Here is a 24,030-nt window from a genome sequence, read left to right as displayed (position 1 = left end):
CTCTCTGCCCCCCCCCCCCCCCCCCCCCCCCCCCCCCCCCCCCCGCCCCCACCCCCCCCCCCCCCCCCCCCCCCCCCCCCCCCCCCCCCCGGGCCCTGGTCAGGGCGGTGCGGGGGTCAGCCCAGGTCGACCGAGCGCGCGAAGCGGGCGCCGATCTCGGCGGCGATCGCCGTCAGCACGTCCTGCGGGATCTCGCTGTCCACGGTGATCGAGGCGAGCGCGCTGCCGCCGTCCCGGGCGACCTGCATGCCCGCGATGTTGATGCCCGCGTCACCGAGGTGGCGGCCGAGCACGCCGACCACGCCGGGGCGGTCCTCGTACTTGAAGAAGGCCATGTGGTCGGTGAGCGCCACGTCGACGTCGAAGGTGTCCACACCGACGATCTTCTGGGCCTGCTTGGGGCCGGCCAGCGTGCCGGAGATGGCGATCTCCTCGCCGTTGCCGAGCGTGCCGCGCACGGTGATCACGTTGCGGTGCTCGGCGCTCTCGCTGGAGGTGGTCAGGCGGACCTCGACACCGCGCTCCTGGGCGAAAAGCGGGGCGTTGACGTAGGACACGGTCTCCGCCACGACGTCCTCGAACACGCCCTTGAGCGCGGACAGTTCGAGCACCTTCACGTCGTGCTGGGTGATCTCGCCGCGGACCTCGACGTCCAGCCGGACGGCCACCTCGCCGGCCAGCGCGGTGAAGATCCGGCCGAGCTTCTCGGCCAGCGGCAGGCCCGGGCGCACGTCCTCGGCGATCACGCCGCCCTGGACGTTGACGGCGTCCGGTACCAGCTCGCCGGCCAGCGCCAGGCGCACCGACCTGGCGACCGCGATGCCGGCCTTCTCCTGCGCCTCGTCGGTGGAGGCGCCCAGGTGCGGGGTGGCGACCACGTTGTCGAAGGCGAACAGCGGGGAGTCGGTGCACGGCTCCTTGGCGTAGACGTCCAGGCCCGCGCCGGCCACCCGGCCCTCGCGCAGGGCGGCGGCGAGCGCCTCCTCGTCCACGATGCCGCCGCGGGCGGCGTTGACGATGCGCACGCTCGGCTTGACCTTGTGCAGCGCCTCGTCGCCGATCAGGCCGATCGTCTCGGGGGTCTTGGGGAGGTGGACGGTGATGAAGTCCGAGACCTCCAGCAGCTCCTCCAGCGAGACCAGCTTGACGCCCATCTGGGCGGCCCGGGCGGCCTGGATGTAGGGGTCGTACGCGACGATCTTCATCCCGAACGCGGACATCCGCTGGGCGACCAGGACACCGATCCGGCCGAGGCCGACCACGCCGAGGGTCTTCTCGCTCAGCTCGACGCCGGTGTACTTGTTGCGCTTCCACTCGCCCTGCTTGAGCGCCGCGTTGGCCGGGGCGATGTTGCGGGCGACGGAGATCAGCAGGCCGCAGGCGAGCTCGGCGGCGGTGACGATGTTGGAGGTCGGCGCGTTCACGACCATCACGCCGGCCTTGGTGGCGGCGGACACGTCCACGTTGTCCAGGCCGACGCCGGCCCGGGCGACGACCTTGAGCTTGCGGGCGGCGGCCAGCGCCTCGGCGTCGACCTTGGTGGCGGAGCGGATCAGGATCGCGTCCACGTCGGCGATCGCGGTGAGCAGCTCGGTGCGGTCGGCGCCGTTGCAGTGGCGGATCTCGAAGTCGGGGCCGAGGGCGTCGACGGTGGCGGGCGAAAGCTCTTCGGCGATCAGAACGACGGCGCTTCTGGATGTCACAGTGCTCACGACAGTGGGTCCTTAACTGTCCGGTTCCCCGGCGCACGTAGGTGGCGTGTGAGGGCGGGGAAGGTGGCATGCCGCGTAAGTAGACGCACGACGCTGTGGGCCTGACGCGCACTCGGAGTGTATCGACGGGCTGGGTGCCCGGCTGCTCCCGTCCGGCGAAATCACCCGGACGAGAGCAGCCGACTTGTACAAGGGCGTTACAAAATGCACCGCCCCGAGGAGGTTCAGGCCTTCTCGTTGACCCAGCTCATCAGCGAGCGCAGCTTCTTGCCGGTGGTCTCCAGCAGGTGGTCCTCGTCGGCCTTCTTGTACTCGTTGTACTTGGGCAGACCGGCCTTGTACTCGGCGATCCAGGTGTTGGCGAAGGTGCCGTCCTGGATCTCGGCCAGGACCTTCTTCATCTCGGCCTTGGTGTCGGCGGTGATGATGCGCGGGCCGGTGACGTAGTCGCCCCACTCGGCGGTCTCGGAGACCGACCACCGCATCTTCTCCAGGCCGCCCTCGTACATCAGGTCGACGATCAGCTTGAGCTCGTGCAGGCACTCGAAGTAGGCGATCTCCGGCTGGTAGCCGGCCTCGACCAGGGTCTCGAACCCGGCCTTCACCAGGGCGGCGGTGCCACCGCAGAGGACGGCCTGCTCGCCGAACAGGTCGGTCTCGGTCTCCTCGGTGAAGGTGGTCTTGATGACGCCGGCCTTGGTGGCGCCCAGGCCCTTGGCGTAGGACAGCGCGAGGGCGAAGGCGTTGCCCGAGGCGTCCTGCTCGACCGCGACGATCGCGGGGACGCCGCGGCCCTCCTCGTACTGGCGGCGGACCAGGTGGCCCGGGCCCTTCGGGGCGACCATGCAGACGTCGACGTCCGCCGGGGGCTTGATGAAGCCGAAGCGGATGTTCAGGCCGTGGCCGAAGAACAGGGCGTCGCCCGCCTTGAGGTGCGGCGCGATGTCGGCCTCGTAGACGTCGGCCTGGATCGGGTCCGGCACCAGGATCATGATGACGTCGGCCTCGGCGGCGGCCTCGGCGGGGGTGACCACGCGCAGCCCGGCCTCCTCGGCCTTGGCGCGGGACTTGGACTCCGGCTTGAGGCCGACCCGGACGTCGGCGCCGGAGTCGCGCAGGGACAGCGCGTGGGCGTGGCCCTGGCTGCCGTAGCCGATGACCGCGACCTTGCGGCCCTGGATGATGGACAGGTCGGCGTCGTCTTCGTAGAACAGCTCGGCCACGGGGGCACATCTCCTTGCGTGTGGGTGCCGGGTACGCGGTTTCCTACCGTATGCGCACCCGGCGCGGTGCGGTCGTTTTACTTCAGAAGGTGAGACAGCGCTGGGGTCAGGCGCTGCGGTCGAGGGCGCGCAGCGAGCGGTCCGTGATGGAACGCGCGCCGCGGCCGATGGCGACCAGGCCGGACTGGACCAACTCCTTGATGCCGTAAGGCTCCAGCATCCGGAGCATGGCCTCCAGCTTGTCCGAGCTGCCGGTGGCCTCGATGGTCACCGCCTCCGGCGACACGTCGACGGTCTTGGCACGGAACAGCTGGACGATCTCGACGATCTGCGACCGGGTCTCGTTGTCGGCGCGGACCTTCACCAGGACCAGTTCCCGCTGGATCGCAGCGGCCTGGTCGAGTTCGACGATCTTTATCACGTTCACGAGCTTGTTGAGCTGCTTGGTGACCTGTTCCAGCGGGAGGTCCTCGACGTTGACCACGATCGTCATCCGGGACACGTCCGGGTGCTCGGTCGGGCCGACGGCGAGGGAGTCGATGTTGAAGCCCCGACGGGAGAACAGCGCGGCGATGCGGGCGAGCACGCCGGGCTTGTTCTCGACCAGGACGGAGAGGGTGTGCTTGGACATGTGGTTCCTCAGTCGTTCTGGAGGGTTTCGGGGCGGTCAGTCGAGATCGTCGCCGAAGTCGGGCCGGACGCCCTTGGCGAACTGGATCTCGTCGTTGCTGGTGCCGGCCGCGACCATCGGCCACACCATCGCGTCCTGGTGGACGATGAAGTCGATGACCACCGGGCGGTCGTTGATCTCCATCGCCTGCCGGATCACCGCGTCGAGGTCCTCGGGGCGCTCGCAGCGCAGGCCGACGCAGCCCATCGCCTCGGACAGCAGGACGAAGTCGGGGATCCGGGTGCCCTGGGCCGGCGGCTCGATGCCGTCGTGCTCCGGGCCGGAGTGCAGCACGGTGTTGGAGTAGCGCTGGTTGTAGAACAGCGTCTGCCACTGCCGGACCATGCCCAGCGAGCCGTTGTTGATGACCGCGACCTTGATCGGGATGTCGTTCAGGGCGCAGGTGACCAGTTCCTGGTTGGTCATCTGGAAGCAGCCGTCGCCGTCGATGGCCCAGACCGCCGACTCCGGGCGGCCCGCCTTGGCGCCCATCGCCGCCGGGACGGCGTAGCCCATGGTGCCGGCGCCGCCGGAGTTGAGCCAGGTGCCGGGCTTCTCGAAGCGGATGTACTGCGAGCTCCACATCTGGTGCTGGCCGACGCCCGCCGCGTAGATCGCCTCCGGGCCGACCAGTTGGCCGATCCGCTCGATGACCTGCTGCGGGGAGAGCTGGCCGTCCGGGGCCGGCTCGAAGCCCAGCGGGTAGGTCTTCTTCCACTCGTCGAGCTTCTCCCACCACTCGGCGTAGTCGCCCTTGTGGCCGGCGTCGAACTCGGCCTGGACGGCGACGATCAGGTCGGCCAGCACCTCGCGGGCGTCGCCGACGATCGGCACGTCCGCCGGGCGGTTCTTGCCGATCTCGGCCGGGTCGATGTCCGCGTGCACGATCTTGGCGTACGGGGCGAAGCTGTCCAGCTTGCCGGTGACCCGGTCGTCGAAGCGGGCGCCGAGGGTGAACAGCAGGTCCGACTTCTGCAGCGCGGTGACGGCCGGGACGGAGCCGTGCATGCCGGGCATGCCCAGGTGCTGCGGGTGGCTGTCCGGGAAGGCGCCGAGCGCCATCAGGGTGGTGACGACCGGGGCGCCGGTCAGCTCGGCGAGGATCCGCAGCTCGGCGGTGGCGTTCGCCTTGAGCACGCCACCGCCGACGTAGAGCACCGGGCGCTTGCTGGCGACCAGCAGCTTCGCGGCCTCGCGGATCTGCTTCGCGTGCGGCTTGGTGACCGGGCGGTAGCCGGGCAGCGCGGTCTCGACCGGCCAGCGGAAGGTGGTGGTGGCCTGGAGGGCGTCCTTGGCGATGTCGACCAGGACCGGGCCGGGGCGGCCGGTGGCGGCGATGTGGAAGGCCTCGGCGATCACCCGGGGGATCTCGGCCGGGTCGGTGACCAGGTAGTTGTGCTTGGTGATCGGCATCGTGATGCCGCAGATGTCCGCCTCCTGGAAGGCGTCGGTGCCGATCGCCTTGGAGGCGACCTGGCCGGTGATCGCGACGATCGGCACGGAGTCCATGTACGCGTCGGCGATCGGGGTGACCAGGTTGGTGGCACCGGGGCCGGAGGTGGCCATGCAGACCCCGACCCGGCCGGTGGCCTGGGCGTAGCCGGTGGCGGCGTGACCGGCGCCCTGCTCGTGCCGGACCAGGATGTGGCGCACCTTGACCGAGTCCATCAGCGGGTCGTACGCGGGAAGGATGGCCCCGCCCGGGATGCCGAAGACGGTGTCGGCGCCCACGGCCTCGAGCGAGCGGATGAGCGACTGGGCGCCGGTCATGGTCTCGACGACGTGCTGGGGAGCCTGGGCGGCCGGGGTGTCCCCGCGGCGGGGGGATGCGGCGTGCTCGGTCATCTGCCTGTCTCTTCTCGGGTTTTGCCGGCCCGGTGCTGCGGGCCCCGGTGCTGCGAGGGTGGGGTCCCGGTCCGGGCCGATCGCCGGCTCTGCCTCAATCGTCCCGCCGATTCCGACAAGTCGGACGCTTCGGGGCGGTCGGGGCCAGGGGTCTTGCGGTGGGAACAGCGTCAGTGCAACAAAAAACCCCTCGTGCCCAAGGGCATGCGAGGGGTGGCGCGTCGGTCTGTCACGAGCGGGGCGTGCGAGCCCACTCAGCCGACGCGCCCGCCAAGTACGAGAATTCGGGTGCGCATGGCAACGACCTTCCTCCCGTCCGGGGTGGCGTGTCAAGCAGGTGGGATGACCGTCTCGCCATGCGGACCGGCTCCCGGACCGGCCACGGCCCGGTGTTCGGGCAGGTCGGGGGCCCCGTGGTGAGGTACGACACGTCCCCCCTGGGCGTCCGTGCGGCCACTCGTCCGGGTGTCCGGGGCGAGGTGGGCGCGGCGGGCGGAGAGCGGGCCGAGCGGCTTGGGCAGCGGATAGCCGCGGCGGGCCAGCGCCCGGCGCAGCCGGGTCTCGTCCAGCGGCGGGGCGAAGGCCGAGCCCTGGCCCAGCCGGCAGCCCAGCTCCTGGAGGGCGGCGACCTGCCGGGGCAGGTCCACCCCCTCGGCGGCGGTGGCCATCCCGAGGTCCCGGCCGAGCCGCAGGGCGTGCCCGGCCAGGGTGCGGCTGAGCGCGGACTCGCCCAGGTCCTGGACCAGCGTGCGGTCCAGCTTGAGCCCGTCCAGCGGCAGTCTGCCGAGCGCCCCCAGCGAGCCGCTGCCCGCTCCGTAGCCGGCCAGCCAGGTGGAGACGCCGAGTCCGCGCAGCGCGGCCAGCCGGCGGCCGAGTTCGTCCGCGAGCTGGTCCGGGCCCATCCGGGCCACCTCGATCACCAGCTCGCCGGCCGGCAGCCCGCTGTCGCGCAGCGCCGCGGCCACCGTCTCGTACAGGCCGGGCGAGCAGAGCCGCTCGACCGAGAGCCGGACGGCCACCGGGACGGGCGCCGGGGCGCCGGGGCGCCGGCCGGCCGGGTCGCGGCGGTCGGCCGCGGCCGCCACCGCCTCGTGCACCAGCCAGCGGGAGAAGCGGGTCGCCGCGTCGCCGTGCTCGGTCGAGCGCATGAACTCGGCCGGGGTGAGCAGCAGCCCGCCCGCCGAACGCCAGCGGGCCTGGGCCTCGACGGCGGTCACCGCGCCGCTGGCGAGGTCCACCACGGGCTGGTGGAGCAGGGTGAAGCCGCCCTCCCGGACGGCCACCCGCAGCCGTTCCTCCAGCTCGGTGCGGCGTTCCAGGTCGGCCCGCATCGCGGGGGCGTAGAGCACCACCCGGCCCTTGCCCTCGGACTTGGCCCGGTACATCGCCAGGTCGGCGTTGCGCATCAGCTCGTCGGCGGCAGCCCTGGGGTCGGCGGCCGGGCCGCGTTCGGGGGTGCCGAAGGCGATGCCGATGCTGGCGGCGACGCCGAGTTCGACGCCGCCGATCCAGTACGGCTCGGACAGCGCGACCCGCAGCCGCTCGGCCAGCTCCTGGACCTGGAGCCGGCCGAGCGGGCCGCAGACCAGCGCGGCGAACTCGTCGCCGCCGAACCGGGCCACGGTGTCCCCGCAGCGGACGGCGCCCTGCAGCCGGCGGGCGGCCTGCACCAGCAGTTCGTCGCCGACCTGGTGGCCGGCGGTGTCGTTGACCGCCTTGAAGCCGTCCAGGTCGAGGAAGAGCACCGCGACGCCGGCGCCCGTCCCGCCCTGCTGGCCGCGGGTGCCGAGGGCGCCGCGCAGCCGCTGGGTGAACAGCGCCCGGTTGGGCAGGTCGGTGAGCGGGTCGTGGAAGGCGTTGTGCTGCAACTGGGCCTGGAGCATGACGCGTTCGGTGACGTCCCGGCTGTTCAGCAGCAGCCCGTCGCGGTGCCGGCTGACGGTCGACTCGACGTGCAGCCACTCCCCGATCCCGGAGCTGATCCGGCACTCCACCCGGGCCGAGGGCTCGACCGTGCCCGGGGTGCGGTGGGCGGCGAGGCGCACCCGCGCGAGGTAGCGGCGGACCTCGGCGAGCACCCGGTCCACGTCCTCGGGGTGGACCAGGTCCAGCAGGTTGCCGCCGACCAGTTCCTCCGGGTCCCGCCCGTAGACGCCCAGCGCCGCCGGGGAGACGTACGAGAGCACGCCGTTGGCCCCGGCGATCATGATGACGTCGCTGGACCCCTGCACCAGGGAGCGGAAGTGCGACTCCTTGTGGGCGAGCTCCTGGGCCAGCGAGAGGTTGTCGAGCAGCATGACGCCCTGCCTGAGGATCAGTGCCAGCCCGACGGTGCACGCGGCCGCGGCCACCACGCGGTCCAACTGCCGCCCGCCGAGGGCGTTGTAGAGGATTCCGGCGGTGCACACCGCGGCGGCCGCGTACGGCGTGAGCGCACTGAACGTGGTGGCCACCCGGCGGCGCGGCAGACCGCCGGCCGAGGGGTGCTCGCGCAGCGGGCGGCGCCAGCGCGACGACCACGGCGCCCAGGCGAGCAGCAGGCTGCCGGAGAACCAGCCGGCGTCCAGCAGTTCGCCGGAGTGGTAGTTGCTGTGCAGCTCGGGGGAGGTGAACAGGGCGTCGCAGATGACCGTGACGGCGAGCGCGAGCATCGCGGTGTGCACCGCCGCCCGGTTGCCGTCCCGGCCGCCGAAGCGCAGCCCCACCACCAGGCTGACCAGCAGGATGTCCAGCACCGGGTAGGCCAGGTTGAGGGCCAGCCGCAGCGGGGAGCCGGCCTCGCCGGCCGCGATCCGGCCGAGCGCCAGGCTCCAGCTGAGGGTGAACAGCGAGCCGGCGATCAGCCAGCCGTCGAGCAGCAGGCACAGCCAGCCGGCCGCCGTCCGCGGGTGCTGGGCGAGCACCAGCACACCGGTGATGGCGAGCGGGGCGAACAGCAGGAAGGCGTACGGGGCGAGCGAGTCCTGCGGCAGCGCGGTGCGCACCACCACCTCGTACCAGCCCCAGGTGCCGTTGCCGAAGGCCACCATGAGCGAGGAGAGGCCGAACAGCAGCCAGGCCGGGCGGGCGTGGCCGGCGACCGTGCAGCCGTACACCAGGCAGGACAGCGCGGCCGCCAGGGCCGCCGCGGCGAGCCCGAAGTCGCCCATGAAGGAGGCGAGTTGGCTGGATCCCCAGTTGGTGGCGGCGCCCAGCGCATAGGCCAGGCAGAGCGCACCGAGGACCAGTCCGGGCAGCGAGCGGCTCTCCCGGAGCCGGCCCAGCGGGCCGCGTCCGACCGGCCCCGGCGGCTCGGGCTCGGACGTGTCGGCGGGCGGTACGCCCGGTCGTCCGGATCCGGGCAGCACCGTATCGGTGGAGCTCACTCGGCCTCTCCCCCTCCGGCCCGGGGCCTGGCGCCCCGGCCACGGACCACCGGCCGCGCACCTCTCGACCGTACGCGGTGGCCTGGCGCCCCGTCGGGACGGCGGCCCAGGGGGTGGGCGGCCGTCCGGCCACCGCACCGCACCGATGCTCCCGTTCGGGACCCTACACCAATTCCGTCACTCAATGACACGCACACTCAACTTAGAGTAATGGCGACAGAGCGGGGAAAGGCACCCCATTCCGACCGATCGGCCCGGTTGGCGGCGGCGCGCGGACAGGGGCTCACGCGGCGCGCACGGGAGCACGCGACGGCGCCCACCCACCCCGGGGGCACCGGTCGCCGACCGTCCGGACACGGTCGGCGACCTGCGGGTTCACCGCCCCGAGGGGGCCAGGTCGTCGGGGAACAGACGCAACCGGTGGGCCAGCGCGGCGGCCTCGCCTCGACCGCCGACCTCCAGCTTGCCCAGGATGTTGGACACGTGCACGCTTGCGGTCTTCGGAGAGATGTACAGCTCCTCGGCGATCTGCCGGTTGGTCCAGCCCCGGGCGAGCAACCGGAGCACGTCCCGCTCACGGGGGGTGAGCCCGAAGGAGTCCCCGACCGCCGGAGCCGGTCCGCTCGCGGCGGCCGGGCGTTCCACCGGGGCCAGGGTGAGCCCCGCGCGCTCCGCCAGTGCGGTGACCTGCGCCCCGAGCGGCCGGTCCCCCCGGGCGTCCGCCAGTTCGCCCGCCTCGCGCAGCAGTTCGGTCGCGGCCTCGCGCCGCCCCGCCCGCACCTGGGCCTCGGCGCCGCGCAGCAGGGCGAGCGCCAGCGGGTACGGCAGGCCGGTCGCCCGCAGCTCGGTGGCCGCCTGCGCCCAGTGCTCGGCCGTGTCGGCGGCCGCGGCCCGGGCCAGCTCGGCCTCCAGCAGCCGGGCCCAGCCGTGGTGCAGCGGCGACTGGGGCCGCAGCTGGGTGGCCGCGGCGGCGATCGCGGTCAGCGCCTCGGCCCGGCCCGCCGCGGTCTCCGGCACGCCCAGGCTGTCCGCCTCCACCCCGGCGGCCTCCACCAGCAGCGGGTAGACGTCGGACTCGTAGCCGAGCCGCCCCTCCTCCGCGAGCGCGGCGAGCAGTTCCGCCCGGGCGTCCAGCGGCCGCCCGGTGTGCGCGGCGATCCGCACTGCCAGCCGACTGATCGGCACGCTGTGCTGCGCCTGGCCGGTCCGGTTGGCGGACCGGGCCTGGGCCAGCATGGTCGCCGCGGTCGCGAGGTCGCCCCGCAGCAGGGCGAGGTCGCCGCGCATCCGGTCCAGGAACTCCGCGTGCGAGCCGGGCAGCCCGATCAGCTCGCTGGCGTCGAGCAGCTCCTCCGCCTCCCGCACCTGCCCGAGGTCGGCGAGCGCCTCCACCAGGTTGCCCGTCAGGATGTTGCCGATGTTGCGCTGCAGGCCGTTGCCGTCCGCGAACTCCAGGCCCTCCCGGGCCAGTCGGACGGCCTCCTCGGCCCGGCCCAGTCCGCGCTGCATGCTGGCCAGGTTGTTGATGCCGCGCAGCAGGAGGTCGGGGATGCCCAGCGCCCGGGCCCGCTCGACCGCGGCCGTCAGCTCGGCCAGCCCGCCCTCGGCGTCGCCCAGCAGGTCGTAGCGCAGGCTGCCGAGGGTCATCCGGGCGTGCACCTCGACCGAGTGGGCGCCGACCTGCCGGGCGATCCCGATCGCCCGCTCGGCCAGCTCCAGGTGCTCGGGGCGGGGCCCGCGGACCACCGACACGCCCGCGGCCAGGGCGAACACCTCGGCCTGGGTCGCGGATGGCGGCAGGTGCTCCACCAGCCGGTGGGCGCGGGTGATCTCCTCGTCGTCCCCGGAGCGGCGCAGGTTGCCCAGCATCCGGGCCCGGTTGATCCGGAACCAGGCGGCGCGCACCGGGTGCTCGGCCTCGTCGACCAGCCGGATGCCGCGCTTGGCCAGGCTCAGCCCGCGCTCGCGGTCGCCGCAGCGCCGGGCCGCGACCACCGCCTCGGCCAGCACGTCGACCAGTTGGATCCGGTCGCAGTCCGCGTCCGCGGGGCTGTGGTCGCAGGCGCCGGGCGGATAGGTCTCGGCCCAGTCGTACGGGCGCAGGGTGTGCGCCAGAACGTCCTCGGAGACCAAGTCCCACAGCTCCAACGCCCGTTCCAGCATGCCGAGTTGCTCGGCGAAGGCATTGCGGCGGCGGGCCGCGCGGGCGGCGTCCAGGGCGGTCGGCAGGGCCCGGGCCGGGTCGTGGGCGTGGTACCAGTAGTTGGCCAGCCGGGCGGGCAGCGCGTCCGCCGGGACGAGCTGCGGCCGGGCCTCCACGGCGAGCGCGAACCTGCGGTTGATCCGGTGCCGTTCGCCGGGCAGCAGGTCGTCCGAGACGGCCTCGCGGACCAGCGCGTGCCGGAACCGGTAGCCCTCGCCCTCGCTGTCCGGGCGCAGGATGTTGGCGCCGACGGCCGCCCGCAGCGCCTCGATCAGCGCCTCCTCGTCGTCGGCCAGGACGGCGGCCAGCAGGGCGTGTTCGACGTGCGAGCCGCCCTCGGCGGCGATCCGCACCACCTTCTGGGCCTCCTCGTCCAGGCTCTCCACCCGGACCAGCAGGATGTCGCGCAGCGAGTCGGTCAGGCCGGCGCCGCAGCCGTCCTCGAAGGCGGTGGCCAGTTCCTCGACGAAGAACGGGTTCCCCTCCGAGCGGCGCAGGATCCGGTCCACCAGCTGACGGTCGGGGGCGCCGGTACCGAGGATGCCGGCCAGCTGGGCCGCGACCTCGCGGCGGCCGAACCGCTCCAGCTCCAGGCGCTGCACGGTGCGCAGCCGCTCCAGCTCGGCCAGGAAGGGGCGCAGCGGGTGGCGGCGGTGCAGGTCGTCGGTGCGGTAGGTGGCGACCAGCAGCACCCGGGAGCGGTGCAGGGTGCGCACCAGGAAGGCGAGCAACTCGCGGGTGGAGCGGTCGGACCAGTGCAGGTCCTCCACCGCGAGCACGAGGGTACGTTCCGCGCCGAACCGTTCGAACAGTCTTGCGGTGTGCTCGAACAGTCGGGCCCGGCCGTACTCGTCGTTGGGTTCGCCGTCCCCCTCGCCGAACTCGGAGAGCAGCCGGGCGAGATGGCCCTCGCTGCCGGCCGCGGCCGCCTCGAACTCGGTGCCCAGCGAGCGGTGCAGCCGGCGCAGTGCGGCGGCCAGCGGGGCGTAGGGCAGGCCCTCGGCGCCGACCTCCAGACAGCTGCCGAGCGTGGTGACCGCTCCCCCGTCGGCGGCCCGCTGCAGGAACTCCTCCAGCAGCCGGGTCTTGCCGATCCCGGCCTCGCCGCCGATCAGCACGGCCTGCGGGCTGCCGCTGCCCGCCCGGCGCAGCGCGTCGGTCAGTTCGGTGATCTCGCTGCCGCGGCCGACGAAGACGGGACTCACCGATATCTGCTGCATGGAGGCGAGCATGCCATAGCCGGAGCCACTGGTGAGAGGGGTTATCTCGCGGGGCGAACGCCCGGAGGGGGAGGCGCTCACCCGCGGCGCCTCCCCCTCCGGAACTGCATCGGCACCGTCCTGGTGCCGGGTCGTCAGCATTCCGTCTGACGCACGGGGCGCCGCTGGAAGCGGGCGGCCACCGGACGGCGGCGCAGCCGGGCGACCTGCCTGGCCTCGCGGACCAGACGCTCGTGCTCGGCGCGGGCTTCGAGCTCGTGGGCCTGCTGCTGGATGAGCTGGTACTCGATCACTTCGGGTTCCCCCTGGGGTTTCACCTTCGTTTCCCTGACATGTAAGAGCTTCCTCCCCCAGTGGGGGGTGCCACATCGGGAGCGTGCCCCATCTTCCGAAGGCCGAGTGCCTTAGATTCGGCGCCAGAAAAGGTTTAAGGCCCCGTCTCACCTAGATACGTAGGTGAGACGGGGCCTTAGGCCTTACTTAGAGGGCCTTAGATGCCTTAGGTGCCTTAGGAAGGCGGGCTTGACGACCTAGGAACCCATGAATGACTCAGCTGGAGACGCCGAGCCGCTCCAGGATCAGATCCTTGACCCGGGCCGCGTCCGCCTGGCCGCGGGTGGCCTTCATGACCGCGCCGACCAGCGCGCCCACGGCGGCGACCTTGCCGTCGCGGATCTTGGCGGCGATCGCCTCGTTCTCGGCGATGGCCTGGTCGACCGCGGCGCCCAGCGCGGAGTCGTCCGAGACCACGGCCAGGCCGCGCTTCTCGACGACCTCGTCCGGCTCGCCCTCGCCGGCCAGCACGGCCTCGATGACCTGGCGGGCCAGCTTGTCGTTCAGCTTGCCCTCGGCGACCAGCGCGGTGACCCGGGCGACCTGCGCCGGGGTGATCGGCTGCTCGCTCAGCTCGGTGCCGGTCTCGTTGGCGCGACGGGCCAGCTCGCCCATCCACCACTTGCGGGCCTGGTCGGCGGGGGCGCCGGCCGCGATGGTCTCCTGGATCGGCTCCACCGCACCGGCGTTGAGCACCGACTGCATGTCCTTGTCGGACAGGCCCCACTCGGCCTGCAGCCGGGCGCGCCGCACCCGCGGCAGCTCCGGAAGCCCGGCCCGCAGCTCCTCGACCCACTCCCGGGCGGGGGCCACCGGCACCAGGTCCGGCTCGGGGAAGTAGCGGTAGTCCTCGGCGTTGTCCTTGATCCGGCCCGAGGTGGTGGTGCCGTCGTCCTCGTGGAAGTGGCGGGTCTCCTGGACGATGGTGCCGCCGTCGGTCAGCACGGTGGCGTGCCGCTGGATCTCGAACCGGGCGGCCCGCTCCACGCTGCGCAGGGAGTTGACGTTCTTGGTCTCCGAGCGGGTGCCGAAGGTCTCGGTGCCGTTCGGGCGCAGCGACAGGTTGACGTCGCAGCGCATCTGGCCCTTGTCCATCCGGGCCTCGGAGACGCCCAGCGCCTTGATCAGCTCGCGCAGCTCGGCCACGTACGCCTTGGCGACCTCGGGGGCGCGCTCGCCGGCGCCGACGATCGGCTTGGTGACGATCTCGATCAGCGGGATGCCGGCCCGGTTGTAGTCGAGCAGCGAGTGGGTGGCCCCGTGGATGCGACCGGTGGCGCCGCCGACGTGGCTGGACTTGCCGGTGTCCTCCTCCATGTGGGCGCGCTCGATCTCCACCCGGAAGGTCGAGCCGTCCTCCAGCTGCACGTCGAGGTAGCCGTTGAAGGCGATCGGCTCGTCGTACTGCGAGGTCTGGAAGTTCTTGGGCATGTCCGGGTAGAAGTAGTTCTTCCGCGCGAACCGGCACCACTCGGCGATCTCGCAGTTCAGCGCCAGGCCGATCTTGACGGCCGACTCCACGCCGACCGCGTTGACCACCGGGAGCGAGCCCGGCAGGCCCAGGCAGGTCGGGCAGGTCTGGCTGTTCGGCTCGGCGCCCAGCTCGGTCGAGCAACCGCAGAACATCTTGGTCTTGGTACCCAGCTCGACGTGGACCTCAAGGCCCATCACCGGGTCGTACGACGCGAGAGCGTCCTCGTAGGAGACCATGTTCATGACGCTCACAGCGTCCCTTCTCACTTGAAGCTTGGGAGGTACGGGCCCGGCCGCCGCGTCGCGCGGGGCCGGGCCGGGGCGTCAGCCCAGCAGTACGTCGTCGGAGGCGAGCTGACGCAGCTCGCGCACCAGCAGGGCGGTGCCGGTGATCAGCGCGGCGGCGCCGACCAGGGCGTTGACCAGCTTGAGGGTGTCGCTCTCCTCGCGCGCCTTGCGGACGTCCTTGACCACGGAGACCGCACCGAACGCGCTGGTGCCGATGGACAGCCACAGGCCGGGCTTGCTGTGCTTCCACCCCTTGAGGGAGCTCGGGGCCTTGGCCTTCTCGATCTTGCTCACAGTGCCGGTACCTCCTCCAGCAGGGTGTGCCCCCACTTGTCGTTGAGTGCGGCCTCGACGGCGCCGCCCACGCGGTACAGGCGGTCGTCCGCCATCGCGGGAGCGATGATCTGCAGGCCGACCGGGAGATTGTCCTCCGGCGCCAGGCCGACCGGCAGCGACATGGCCGCGTTGCCCGCCAGGTTGGACGGGATCGTGCACAGGTCGGCCAGGTACATCGCCATCGGGTCGTCGGCGCGCTCGCCGATCGGGAAGGCGGTGGTCGGCGTGGTCGGCGAGACCAGCACGTCCACACCGGCGAAGGCGGCGTCGAAGTCCCGCGAGATGAGCGTGCGGACCTTCTGGGCCGAGCCGTAGTAGGCGTCGTAGTAGCCCGAGGAGAGGGCGTAGGTGCCCAGGATGATGCGGCGCTTGACCTCGTCGCCGAAGCCGGCCTCGCGGGTCAGCGCGGTGACCTCCTCGGCCGAGCGCGAGCCGTCGTCGCCGACCCGCAGGCCGTAGCGCATGGCGTCGAAGCGGGCCAGGTTGGAGGAGCACTCCGACGGCGCGATCAGGTAGTACGCCGGCAGCGCCAGGGTGAACGACGGGCAGGACACCTCGACGACCTCGGCGCCCAGCTCGCGCAGCAGCTCCACCGACTCGGCGAAGCGCTGCATCACGCCGGCCTGGTAGCCCTCGCCCGCGAACTCCTTGACGACGCCGATCCGCATGCCGCGGATGTCGCGCATCTTCGCGGCCTCGACCACGGCCGGGACGGGCGCGTCGATCGAGGTGGAGTCCAGCGGGTCGTGGCCGGCGATGGCCTCGTGCAGCAGGGCCGCGTCCAGCACCGTACGGGCGCACGGGCCGCCCTGGTCCAGGCTGCTGGAGAAGGCGACCAGGCCGTAGCGGGACACCGAGCCGTAGGTCGGCTTGACGCCGACGGTGCCGGTGACGGCGCCGGGCTGGCGGATCGAGCCGCCGGTGTCGGTGCCGATCGCCAGCGGGGCCTCGAAGGCGGCCAGCGCGGCGGCCGAACCGCCGCCGGAGCCGCCGGGGATGCGGGTGAGGTCCCACGGGTTGCCGGTCGGGCCGTAGGCCGAGTTCTCGGTGGAGGAGCCCATCGCGAACTCGTCCATGTTGGTCTTGCCGAGGATGACCACACCGGCGTCCTTGAGACGGGTGGTCAGGGTGGCGTCGTAGGGCGGGATCCAGCCCTCGAGCATCTTGGACCCACAGGTGGTCGGGATGCCCTTGGTGGTGAAGACGTCCTTGAGCGCGAGCGGGACGCCGGCCAGCGGGCCCAGCTCCTCGCCCTTGGCGCGCTTGTCGTCGACGGCCTTGGCGGCGGCCAGCGCACCCTCGGTGTCGACGTGCAGGAAGGCGTTGACCTTCTTGTCGACGGCCTCGATGCGGTCCAGGTGCGCCTGGGCGACCTCGACGGCGGAGACCTCACCCTTGGCGATGGCGCCCGCGGTCTCGGCCGCGGTGTACTTGATCAGCTCGGTCATCTCGCTCAGTCCTCCCCGAGGATCTGCGGCACACGGAAACGCTGCTCCTCGGCGGCGGGGGCGCCGGACAGCGCCTGCTCCGGGGTCAGCGACGGCCGCACCTCGTCCGCGCGCATGACGTTGGTCAGCGGCAGCGGGTGGGAGGTCGGCGGGACGTCCTGTCCGGCGACCTCGGAAACGCGGGCGACCGCGCCGATGATCACGTCGAGCTGCTCGGCGAAGTGGTCCAGCTCTTCGGGCTTCAGCTCAAGACGCGACAGCCGGGCGAGGTGGGCGACCTCCTCGCGCGTGATGCCAGGCATGCAGCGATCCTCAGGGTGAGTTCTGGTGAGACCCGGCGACGCCTGCGCGGTGCCGGGCCCGGGCAGGAGCAGCCGGGTTCGGCGCTCCGTCCTCGTGGTCTTTGGACCCCATCCTATGGGGCCCGGCCCGGCCACCGGCCAACGAGTGGAGCCGCGGCCCCGTTACCGCCCCCGTCGCCCCCGTCACCCCTGCGGCTACTGCGGCCCGGTCCGGGCCCAACCCTGCGCGCCCGGCGTCTGGAAGCCGACCTGCGCGGCGGGCAGCGCCTGGCCGCGCTGCCCGGCCTGCAGGGCGGGCGGCAGCACCGGCGGGAGGGTCGGCGGCAGCACCGGGGGCAGCGTGGCCGGCCGGTCGGCCGGCTTGACCGCGGCGGACCGGTCGACCGGCTTGATGATCGACGGGAGCTGCGGCGGGGCGCCGAGGCGCTCCACCGTCGGGGCACCGGTGGTGCGGTGCACCCGCAGCCAGGCGGTGGCTTGCTCGGCGGGCAGGGCCGCGGACACCAGCCAGCCCTGGACGGCGTCCACGCCCATGCAGTGCAGCCGCTCCCAGGTCTCGTCGTCCTCGACGCCCTCGGCGACCACGGTCAGGCCGAGCGAGTGGGCCAGCTCGACCGAGCAGCGGACCACCGCCGCGTCGTGGTCGTCGGCGACCATCCGGGAGACGAAGGAGCGGTCGATCTTGAGCTCGCCGACCGGCAGGCTGCGCAGCCGCACCAGCGAGGAGTGCCCGGTGCCGAAGTCGTCCAGGGACATCCCGACGCCGTAGCCGCGCAGCTCCGCCAGGGTGTCGGCGGCGCGCCGGGAGTCGTCCAGCAGCAGCCGCTCGGTGATCTCCAGCTGGAGCGCGTGGGCCGGCACCTGGTGGCGGACCAGGTGCCCGGCGACGCGCTGGGCGAAGCCGGGGTTGAGCACGTCGCGCGGCGAGACGTTGACCGCGACCTGCACCTGGAGGCCCTGGTCGCGCCAGTAGGCGAGCTGGCCGACCGCCGCCTCCAGCACGTAGTCGGTGAGCCGGGGCATCAGTCCGCTGGACTCGGCGAGCCCGACGAACTCGTCCGGGGAGACCTTCCCCTGCCCCGGCCGCTCCCAGCGCAGCAGCGCCTCCAGGCCGACCACCCGGCCGTCGAAGGCCACCTTCGGCTGGTAGTGCAGCTGCACCTCACCGGTCTCCAGGGCCCGGCGCAGGTCCCCGAGCAGGCCGATCCGGTACGGGGTGTCGGCGTCCTGGGTCTCGTCGTACTGGGCGACCCCGCTGCACTCGCGCTGGGCGTGGCCCATCGCCACGTCGGCGCGGCGCAGCAGCGACTCGGCGTCCTGGGCGCCCTGCGGGTAGACGCAGACGCCGGCGCTGGCCTCCAGCACCAGCAGCAGGCCGTCCAGCCGGATCGGCGCGGCGAGTTCGGCGATCAGCGCCTTGGCGACCCGCTCCAGGCTGTCGGGGCAGTTGATGCCGGGGAGCAGGACGGCGAACTCGTCGCCGCCCATCCGGGCCACCATGGGGCGTCCGCGCCGGTAGTGCCGGGGCAGACCGGCGAAGACGTCGTCGATGGACTCCCGGGTGGCGCTGCCGGCGGGGCCGCCGGAGCGCAGCGCCCGATGGAGCCGGCGGGCAATGTGAACCAGGAGGCGGTCACCGGCCGTATGACCAAGTGTGTCGTTGAGTGATCGGAAGCGGTCGAGGTCAAGCAGGATGAGACCGACGCTGTAACCCTCCTCGCGCTCGACGATGGCCTCCTGGGCGGCCAGCAGTAAGGCCTGACGGTTGGGCAGATCCGTCAGGGGATCGGTCAGCTGGTCGCGGGCCCGGTCCCGGGCGATCCGCCAGGCCGCCACCAGGACGGCCAGCGGTACCGCGAACAGCGGCAGCAGTTCGGGTTCGAACCGGTAGACCAGGACGGCCAGCGGGATGAGCGGCGCGGCTCCGGCCAGCAGCACGCCGAGCAGCAGGACCGCACCTGCCACCCCCTGCGGCGGGCGTGTGGGCGCGCCGCCGGTCGAACGATCCATAAGCCCTGTCCTCCGTCGGGCCCGCCCCGTCAGGCCGCCTTACGGTGAGGCACCGTGCCGGTACCGACAGCTGCCGGGCATGGAGCGACCCCGAGGAGCACCGGCTCAGCCGGTGCCCCCACCCCTGCTGACACTCTGTTGCGCTCCAGGGTATGCCGGGGTCTCCCCGGTGGGCAGACTTTCGGACAACCGGAAACGCGCCACCGCGCCCGGGTGTCGCACAGTGACACAATGCCCGCTTTCACTGGACGGCACCCGGTGACGCCGCATCAGGACGATAACAACCCGGATCCGGCCGGCGGCCGCTCGGGTCCGCCCGGGCTCAGCCCTCCGCGGGTGCCTCGACGGCCGCCTCCGCCGCCGCGGGCTCCGGAAGTCCCAGGTGGGCACGGGCGGCAGACGGTCCGTCGGCGAGCAGCACCGCGAAGCCGGCGTCGTCCAGGACCGGCAGGCCGAGCTGAACTGCCTTGTCATACTTGGACCCGGGGTTGTCACCGGCGACCACGAAGTCGGTCTTCTTCGAAACCGAACCGGTCACCTTCGCTCCACGCGAGGTCAGCGCCTCCTTGGCGCCGTCCCGGGTGTGGCCGGCCAGCGTCCCGGTGACGACCACGGTCAGGCCCTCCAGCGGACGCTCCGCCGCCTCCTCGTCCGCGAACTCCTCGACGAAGCGGACCCCGGCGGCCCGCCACTTCTCCAGGATCTCCCGGTGCCACTCCTCCTCGAACCACTCCCGGATCGAGCGGGCGATGGTCGGTCCCACGCCCTCGACCGCCGCCAGCTCCTCCTCGGTGGCCGAGAAGACCCGGTCCAGGTCACGGAACTCACGCGCCAGCTCCTGCGCCGCCACCGGACCAACGTGCCGGATCGACAGGCCGTTCAGGAAGCGCCAGAGCGGACGGTCCTTCGCCGCCTCCAGGTTGTCCAGCAGGGTCTGCAGCGACTTCTTCGGCTCGCCCTTGGTCGTGGCGAAGAAGAAGACCTCCTTCTCCTTGCCCGTCCGGTCGTCCAGCTTGGGCATGCCGGTCTTCTGGTCGCGCACCAGCACCTTGATCGGCAGCAGTTGCTCCGCCGTCAGCCCGAAGACGTCCCCCTCGTTGTGCACCGGGGCCTCGGCCGGCTCCAGCGGCTGGGTCAGCGCGGTGGCCGCGACGTAGCCCAGGCCCTCGACGTCCAGGCAGGAGCGCCCGCCGAGGAAGGCGATCCGCTCCCGGATCTGGGCCGGGCAGTGCTGGGCGTTGGGGCAGCGCAGGTCGATGTCCCCCTCGGACATCGGGCGCAGTTCGGTGCCGCACTCCGGGCAGTGCGAGGGCATCACGAAGGCCTGCTCGGTGCCGTCCCGCAGGTCGTAGACCGGGCCGAGGATCTCCGGGATGACGTCACCGGCCTTGCGCAGCACCACGGTGTCCCCGAGCAGGACGTCCTTGGCCTTGACCACGTCCTGGTTGTGCAGCGTCGCGTACTGCACCATCGAGCCGGCCACCTTCACCGGCTCGGCCAGCACCGCGTACGGGGTGGCCCGGCCGGTGCGCCCGATGCCGACCTTGATCTCGGCCAGCTTGCCGGTGACCTCCTCCGGCGGGTACTTCCAGGCGATCGCCCAGCGCGGGGACTTGGAGGTGGCGCCGAGCCGGCCCTGGAGGGCGATCTCGTCCACCTTGACCACGACGCCGTCGATCTCGTGCTCGACCGAGTGCCGCTGCTCGCCGAAGTGCTTGATGAAGGCCCGCACCTCGGCCAGCGTGCCGACCACCTTGTTGTGCCGGGCGGTGGGCAGGCCCCAGTCGTGCAGCAACCGGTAGGCATGCGACTGGTTGTCGATGTCGAAGCCGACCCGGGCGCCGATGCCGTGCACCACCATGTGCAGCGGGCGGGAGGCGGTGACGTGCGGGTCCTTCTGGCGCAGCGAACCGGCGGCGGCGTTGCGGGGGTTCATGAACAGCCGGATCATCGCCCGGGGCCGCTTGCCCTCCTTGGCGCGCTCCTCGTTCTCCTGCCGGCGGCGCTCGTTCTCCGCCGCGAACGAGGCGTTGAGCGCGTCGAACTCCTCGGTCGGGAAGTAGACCTCGCCGCGGATCTCCACCAGCTCGGGGACGTTCTCGCCCTTGAGCCGGTGCGGGATCTCCTTGATGGTGCGGACGTTGGCGGTGATGTCCTCGCCGACCCGGCCGTCGCCGCGGGTCGCCGCCTGCACCAACTGGCCTTTCTCGTAGGTGAGGTTGACGGCCAGGCCGTCCACCTTGAGCTCGCACAGGTAGTGGTACTCGATGCCGTGCAGCTCGGTGGCGACGCGGTCCGCCCAGGCGCCGAGCTCCTCGTCGTCCATCGCGTTGTCCAGGCTGAGCAGCCGCTCGCGGTGCTCGACGGCGGCGAACAGCGCGGTGGGGGCGCCGCCGACCCGCTGGGTCGGCGACTCCGGCGTCACCAGGGCCGGGTGCTCGGCCTCCAGCTCCTCCAGTTCGCGCATCAGCGCGTCGAACTCGGCGTCGCTGACGACCGGCGCGTCCTGCTCGTAGTACCGGGCTCGGTGGTCGGTGATCTCCTGCGCCAGCTCGGCGTGCCGCCGGCGCACCTCCGCCGGGACGTCCTCCCAGCCCTCGACAGCCGTCACCGCAAGCCCTCCTACGTTCTCATTCCGGGTTGTCCACCAGGCTCTGCGCCGCCCGCGCGGCGAGCGACAGCGCCTTGCGCGCGTACGCCGGGGAGGCCCCGGCGAGCCCGCAGGTCGGCGTCACCAGCACGCGGCGGCCCAGCAGCTCCGGAGCGAACCCGAGCCTGCGCCACAAGGTCCTGATCCCCTGGACACTACCGGCCGGGTCCGACACCACCTGGTCAACGGAGGGGACGACACCAGCGAGGATCGCCGTGCCGCCCTCCACCGCCTCGCCCAGGTCCTCGTCCTGGCGCTCGGTGAGGAGGGAGAAGTCCAGCGAGATCCCGGCGGCACCGGCCCGGCGCAGCAGCGGAATCGGGACGTCCGGCGCGCAGGAGTGCACCACGACCGGCGCGTCCAGGCCGCGGACCAGCTCGCGCAGCACCTCCTCGGCGACCTGCCGGTCGACGGCGCGCAGCCGCTGGAAGCCGCTGGCGGTCTTCACCTGCCCGGCCAGCACGGCGGGCAGCGAGGGCTCGTCCAGCTGGAGCACCACCTCGGCCCCCGGGACGCGCTTGCGGACCTCGGCCAGGTGGCGGCGCAGCCCCTCGGTGAGCGAGCCGGCGACGTCCCGGCAGGCGCCGCGGTCGGCGAGGGCCTTCTCGCCGTGCTTGAGCTCGATGGCGGCCGCCAGCGTCCACGGGCCCACGGCCTGGACCTTGAGCGCCCCCCGGTACCCCTGGGTGAACTCCTCCAGGGCGTCCAGGTCCTCGCCGAGCCAGGAGTGGGCGCGGCGGGTGTCCCGGCCGGGGCGGTCGGCGAACCGCCAGCCGCTGGGCTCGGTCTGCGCGAAGAGTTCCACCAGCAGGCCGGCGCTGCGGCCGATCATGTCGGCGCCCGGCCCGCGGGCGGGCAGCTCGGGCAGGAACGGGAGCTGCTCCAGCGCGCCGGTGGAGGTCTTGGCGGCCTCCCGGGCATCGGTGCCGGGCAGCGAGCCGACGCCGGTGGCGGCGCCGCGCAGGTCGGGGAAGGCGTTCGGAGTGCTCACCCGTCCGAGCCTAGTGCGCGGCGCCGGGCCGGTTCGTCAGCGGGCCTCGGCGGCCCTCAGCGGCCCTCAGCTACCCTCGGCAGCCCTCAGCGTCCCGGGCGGACGGTGATGTCGGTGATCTCGGCGTCCCGGGAGGCGTCCAGGGCGGCGAGGACGGCCTTCGCGACGGACTCCGGCTCGATCCAGCGGCCGGGGTCGTACTCCTTGCCCTCCTGCTGGTGCACCTTGGCCTGCATCGCGGTGGCGGTGCGGCCCGGGTAGACCGAGGTGACCCGCACGCCGTTCGCGTGCTCCTCCTGGCGCAGCGCGTCGGCGAGCGCCTTGAGCCCGTGCTTGCTGGCCGCGTACGCCGACCACTCGGCGTGGGCGGTCAGGCCCGCGCCGGAGTTGACCAGCACCACATGGCCCTTGGCCAGGCGCAGCGAGGGCAGCAGCAGCCGGGTCAGCTCGGCGGGGGCGACCAGGTTGACGTTCAGGGTGTCCTGCCAGGCCTTCACCGGCAGGTCGCCGACCGTGCCGAGCTCGACCATGCCCGCGACGTGCAGCAGCGAGTCGAGGGTGACGGGCAGCTGCTGCTGCCCGAAGGCCCAGGAGAGCTTGGCGGGGTCGCCGAGGTTGCCGACCAGGGTGCGGGCGCCGGGGAAGCGGTCCCGCAGCTCGCCGGCCCGCCGGGCGTCCCGGGCGAGCAGCCAGAGCTCGTCCCCGCGCTCGGCGAGCTTCTCGGTCAGGACGGCGCCGATGCCGGAACCGGCACCGGTGATCAGATGTGCAGCCATGGCCCCGATCCTCTCAGGCCTTGAGCAGCGTGAAGACCTCGGCGGGCGTGTCGGCGAAGCCGACCAGCTCGGAGAGCGGGCGCGGCAGGAAGCCCTCGGCGTCCATCCGCTCCAGCTGGGTGCGCAGGCCCGCGTAGAAGCCCTCGGTGTCCAGCAGGACGACCGGCTTGTCGAAGATCCCGTGCTTCTTGAGCTCCAGCACCTCGGTGACCTCGTCCATCGTGCCCAGCCCGCCGACCAGCACCACGACGGCGTCCGCCCGGGCGGCCAACTCCCGCTTGCGCTCGGCCAGATCGGCGGTCATCACCAGCTCGTCGGCGCCGACGTAGCCCTTGTGCTTGAGCATCTCGACCAGCACGCCGACCAACCGGCCGCCCGCCGCCTTCACCTCGTCGGCGAGCAGGCCCATCAGGCCGGCGTTGGAGCCGCCCCAGACCAGGGTGTGCCCGCCCTCCCCCAGGAGCCGGGCGAACTCGGCGGCGGGGGCGGTGTAGCGGTCGTCGAGCGAGTACGCGGAGCAGAAGACGCAGATGTTCATAATGCCGACTGGTCTATCACGCCCGCCCGCCCCCGCCCACCGGGTTTGGCCGCCGGGTCACAGCAGGTGGCGGCCGTCGTGGGTTCGGATGCTCGGTGCCGTGTCGTCCCGGAACGCATCCAACAGGCGCACGGAGTAGACCTCGGCCATGCGGTCGGAGACCTCGGCAGGTGTGAGCCAGTCGACTTCGACCGACTCGTCGGAGAGCCGCTCCGCCCCGGTCTCCGGTCGGCAGCGGAAGACCAGGGCGACGATTCCACGGCTCACGTTCTTGTAGACGCCGGTCAACCGTTCCACCCGAACCTTGATCCCGGTCTCCTCGTAGACCTCGCGGCGCACGCCGTCCTCAACCGACTCGGTCAGCTCCAGCACCCCGCCCGGGGGCTCCCAGGTCCCGTTGTCGGCCCGGCGGATCGCCAGAACCCGGCCGTCCTCGCGCACCACCGCCCCGGCGACGGACACCGAGTGGAGCGGCGTTGACTGGGCATTCCCGGCGCTGTTACTCATGTGCAGGAGGATAGGAGCCCTGAAAGACTATGGCGCTGAACGGGCCCGGGGGGGGGGGGGGGGGGGGGGGGGGGGGGGGAGGAAGGGGGGGGGGGGGGGGGGGGGGGGGGGGGGGGGGGGGGGGGGGGGGGGGGGGTACG

16 protein-coding genes and 1 pseudogene are annotated in these 24,030 nt (G+C 72.7%); all 17 read right to left on the bottom strand.

The features are described 5' to 3' along the window. Positions 1-116: 116 nt before the first annotated feature. Complete coding sequence (serA, locus tag ACZ4W5_RS16595; RefSeq protein ID WP_402481593.1) at positions 117-1,703, bottom strand: phosphoglycerate dehydrogenase; 1,587 nt, start codon at positions 1,701-1,703, stop codon at positions 117-119. Positions 1,704-1,936: 233 nt separating this feature from the next. Next, positions 1,937-2,935, bottom strand: coding sequence for a ketol-acid reductoisomerase (gene ilvC, locus ACZ4W5_RS16590; RefSeq protein WP_360233004.1), 999 nt, complete (start codon positions 2,933-2,935; stop codon positions 1,937-1,939). Between the two features lie 106 nt (positions 2,936-3,041). Then, entirely contained in the window at positions 3,042-3,566 is a 525-nt protein-coding gene (ilvN, locus tag ACZ4W5_RS16585; RefSeq protein WP_097236150.1) for an acetolactate synthase small subunit, read from the bottom strand. Positions 3,567-3,602: 36 nt separating this feature from the next. After that, a complete protein-coding gene (locus ACZ4W5_RS16580) occupies positions 3,603-5,450 on the bottom strand; it encodes an acetolactate synthase large subunit (protein ID WP_360233001.1) in 1,848 nt (615 codons plus the stop codon). A gap of 329 nt (positions 5,451-5,779) precedes the next feature. After that, the gene (locus ACZ4W5_RS16575) at positions 5,780-8,713 is read right to left on the bottom strand and encodes a putative bifunctional diguanylate cyclase/phosphodiesterase (protein WP_465655139.1); all 2,934 of its coding nucleotides are present in this window, start codon (positions 8,711-8,713) and stop codon (positions 5,780-5,782) included. Positions 8,714-9,190: 477 nt separating this feature from the next. Beyond that, positions 9,191-12,238, bottom strand: a complete 3,048-nt coding sequence (locus ACZ4W5_RS16570; RefSeq protein WP_465655124.1) for a helix-turn-helix transcriptional regulator — start codon at positions 12,236-12,238, stop codon at positions 9,191-9,193. A 134-nt stretch (positions 12,239-12,372) separates the two neighbouring features. Continuing rightward, positions 12,373-12,531, bottom strand: a complete 159-nt coding sequence (locus ACZ4W5_RS16565; RefSeq protein WP_360232995.1) for a hypothetical protein — start codon at positions 12,529-12,531, stop codon at positions 12,373-12,375. Positions 12,532-12,787: 256 nt separating this feature from the next. After that, positions 12,788-14,287, bottom strand: a complete 1,500-nt coding sequence (gene gatB / locus ACZ4W5_RS16560) for an Asp-tRNA(Asn)/Glu-tRNA(Gln) amidotransferase subunit GatB (RefSeq protein WP_465655137.1) — start codon at positions 14,285-14,287, stop codon at positions 12,788-12,790. 81 nt (positions 14,288-14,368) lie between these two features. Beyond that, positions 14,369-14,626: a hypothetical protein gene (locus tag ACZ4W5_RS16555; RefSeq protein ID WP_360232989.1), complete on the bottom strand. Its 258-nt coding sequence runs from the start codon at positions 14,624-14,626 to the stop codon at positions 14,369-14,371. Beyond that, positions 14,623-16,116, bottom strand: a complete 1,494-nt coding sequence (gatA, locus tag ACZ4W5_RS16550; protein ID WP_360232986.1) for an Asp-tRNA(Asn)/Glu-tRNA(Gln) amidotransferase subunit GatA — start codon at positions 16,114-16,116, stop codon at positions 14,623-14,625. Before gatA ends, ACZ4W5_RS16555 begins: the two co-directional genes overlap by 4 nt. Positions 16,117-16,121: 5 nt before the next feature. Continuing rightward, positions 16,122-16,418 (bottom strand): Asp-tRNA(Asn)/Glu-tRNA(Gln) amidotransferase subunit GatC, encoded by a 297-nt coding sequence (gene gatC, locus ACZ4W5_RS16545; protein ID WP_030057414.1) that lies wholly within the window; start codon positions 16,416-16,418, stop codon positions 16,122-16,124. Positions 16,419-16,613: 195 nt separating this feature from the next. Further along, positions 16,614-18,365: pseudogene (locus tag ACZ4W5_RS16540) on the bottom strand (putative bifunctional diguanylate cyclase/phosphodiesterase); the annotation flags it as partial. A 385-nt stretch (positions 18,366-18,750) separates the two neighbouring features. Further along, positions 18,751-21,039, bottom strand: a complete 2,289-nt coding sequence (ligA, locus tag ACZ4W5_RS16535) for an NAD-dependent DNA ligase LigA (RefSeq protein ID WP_465655122.1) — start codon at positions 21,037-21,039, stop codon at positions 18,751-18,753. A 19-nt stretch (positions 21,040-21,058) separates the two neighbouring features. Next, on the bottom strand, positions 21,059-22,069 hold the full coding sequence (locus tag ACZ4W5_RS16530) for a methionine synthase (RefSeq protein WP_360232977.1): 1,011 nt from the start codon (positions 22,067-22,069) through the stop codon (positions 21,059-21,061). A gap of 86 nt (positions 22,070-22,155) precedes the next feature. After that, entirely contained in the window at positions 22,156-22,845 is a 690-nt protein-coding gene (locus ACZ4W5_RS16525) for an SDR family oxidoreductase (RefSeq protein WP_465655120.1), read from the bottom strand. Positions 22,846-22,858: 13 nt separating this feature from the next. Further along, complete coding sequence (locus ACZ4W5_RS16520) at positions 22,859-23,383, bottom strand: LOG family protein (RefSeq protein WP_360232973.1); 525 nt, start codon at positions 23,381-23,383, stop codon at positions 22,859-22,861. Positions 23,384-23,440: 57 nt separating this feature from the next. After that, positions 23,441-23,902, bottom strand: a complete 462-nt coding sequence (locus ACZ4W5_RS16515) for an NUDIX hydrolase (protein WP_465655135.1) — start codon at positions 23,900-23,902, stop codon at positions 23,441-23,443. Between the last annotated feature and the right edge of the window lie 128 nt (positions 23,903-24,030).

The organism is Kitasatospora sp. NPDC029367 (assembly GCF_055569135.1).
Note: the sequence above shows the minus strand (reverse complement) of the source record. Positions and strands in the feature narration are given on the sequence as shown.

Coding starts and splice junctions, on each gene's coding strand:
- ACZ4W5_RS16520 (WP_360232973.1), bottom strand. CDS start 23,383: ATGAACATCTGCGTCTTCTGCTCCGCGTACTCGCTCGACGACCGCTAC.
- ACZ4W5_RS16525 (WP_465655120.1), bottom strand. CDS start 22,845: ATGGCTGCACATCTGATCACCGGTGCCGGTTCCGGCATCGGCGCCGTC.
- ACZ4W5_RS16580 (WP_360233001.1), bottom strand. CDS start 5,450: ATGACCGAGCACGCCGCATCCCCCCGCCGCGGGGACACCCCGGCCGCC.
- gatC (WP_030057414.1), bottom strand. CDS start 16,418: ATGCCTGGCATCACGCGCGAGGAGGTCGCCCACCTCGCCCGGCTGTCG.
- gatA (WP_360232986.1), bottom strand. CDS start 16,116: ATGACCGAGCTGATCAAGTACACCGCGGCCGAGACCGCGGGCGCCATC.
- ACZ4W5_RS16570 (WP_465655124.1), bottom strand. CDS start 12,238: ATGCAGCAGATATCGGTGAGTCCCGTCTTCGTCGGCCGCGGCAGCGAG.
- gatB (WP_465655137.1), bottom strand. CDS start 14,287: ATGAACATGGTCTCCTACGAGGACGCTCTCGCGTCGTACGACCCGGTG.
- ilvN (WP_097236150.1), bottom strand. CDS start 3,566: ATGTCCAAGCACACCCTCTCCGTCCTGGTCGAGAACAAGCCCGGCGTG.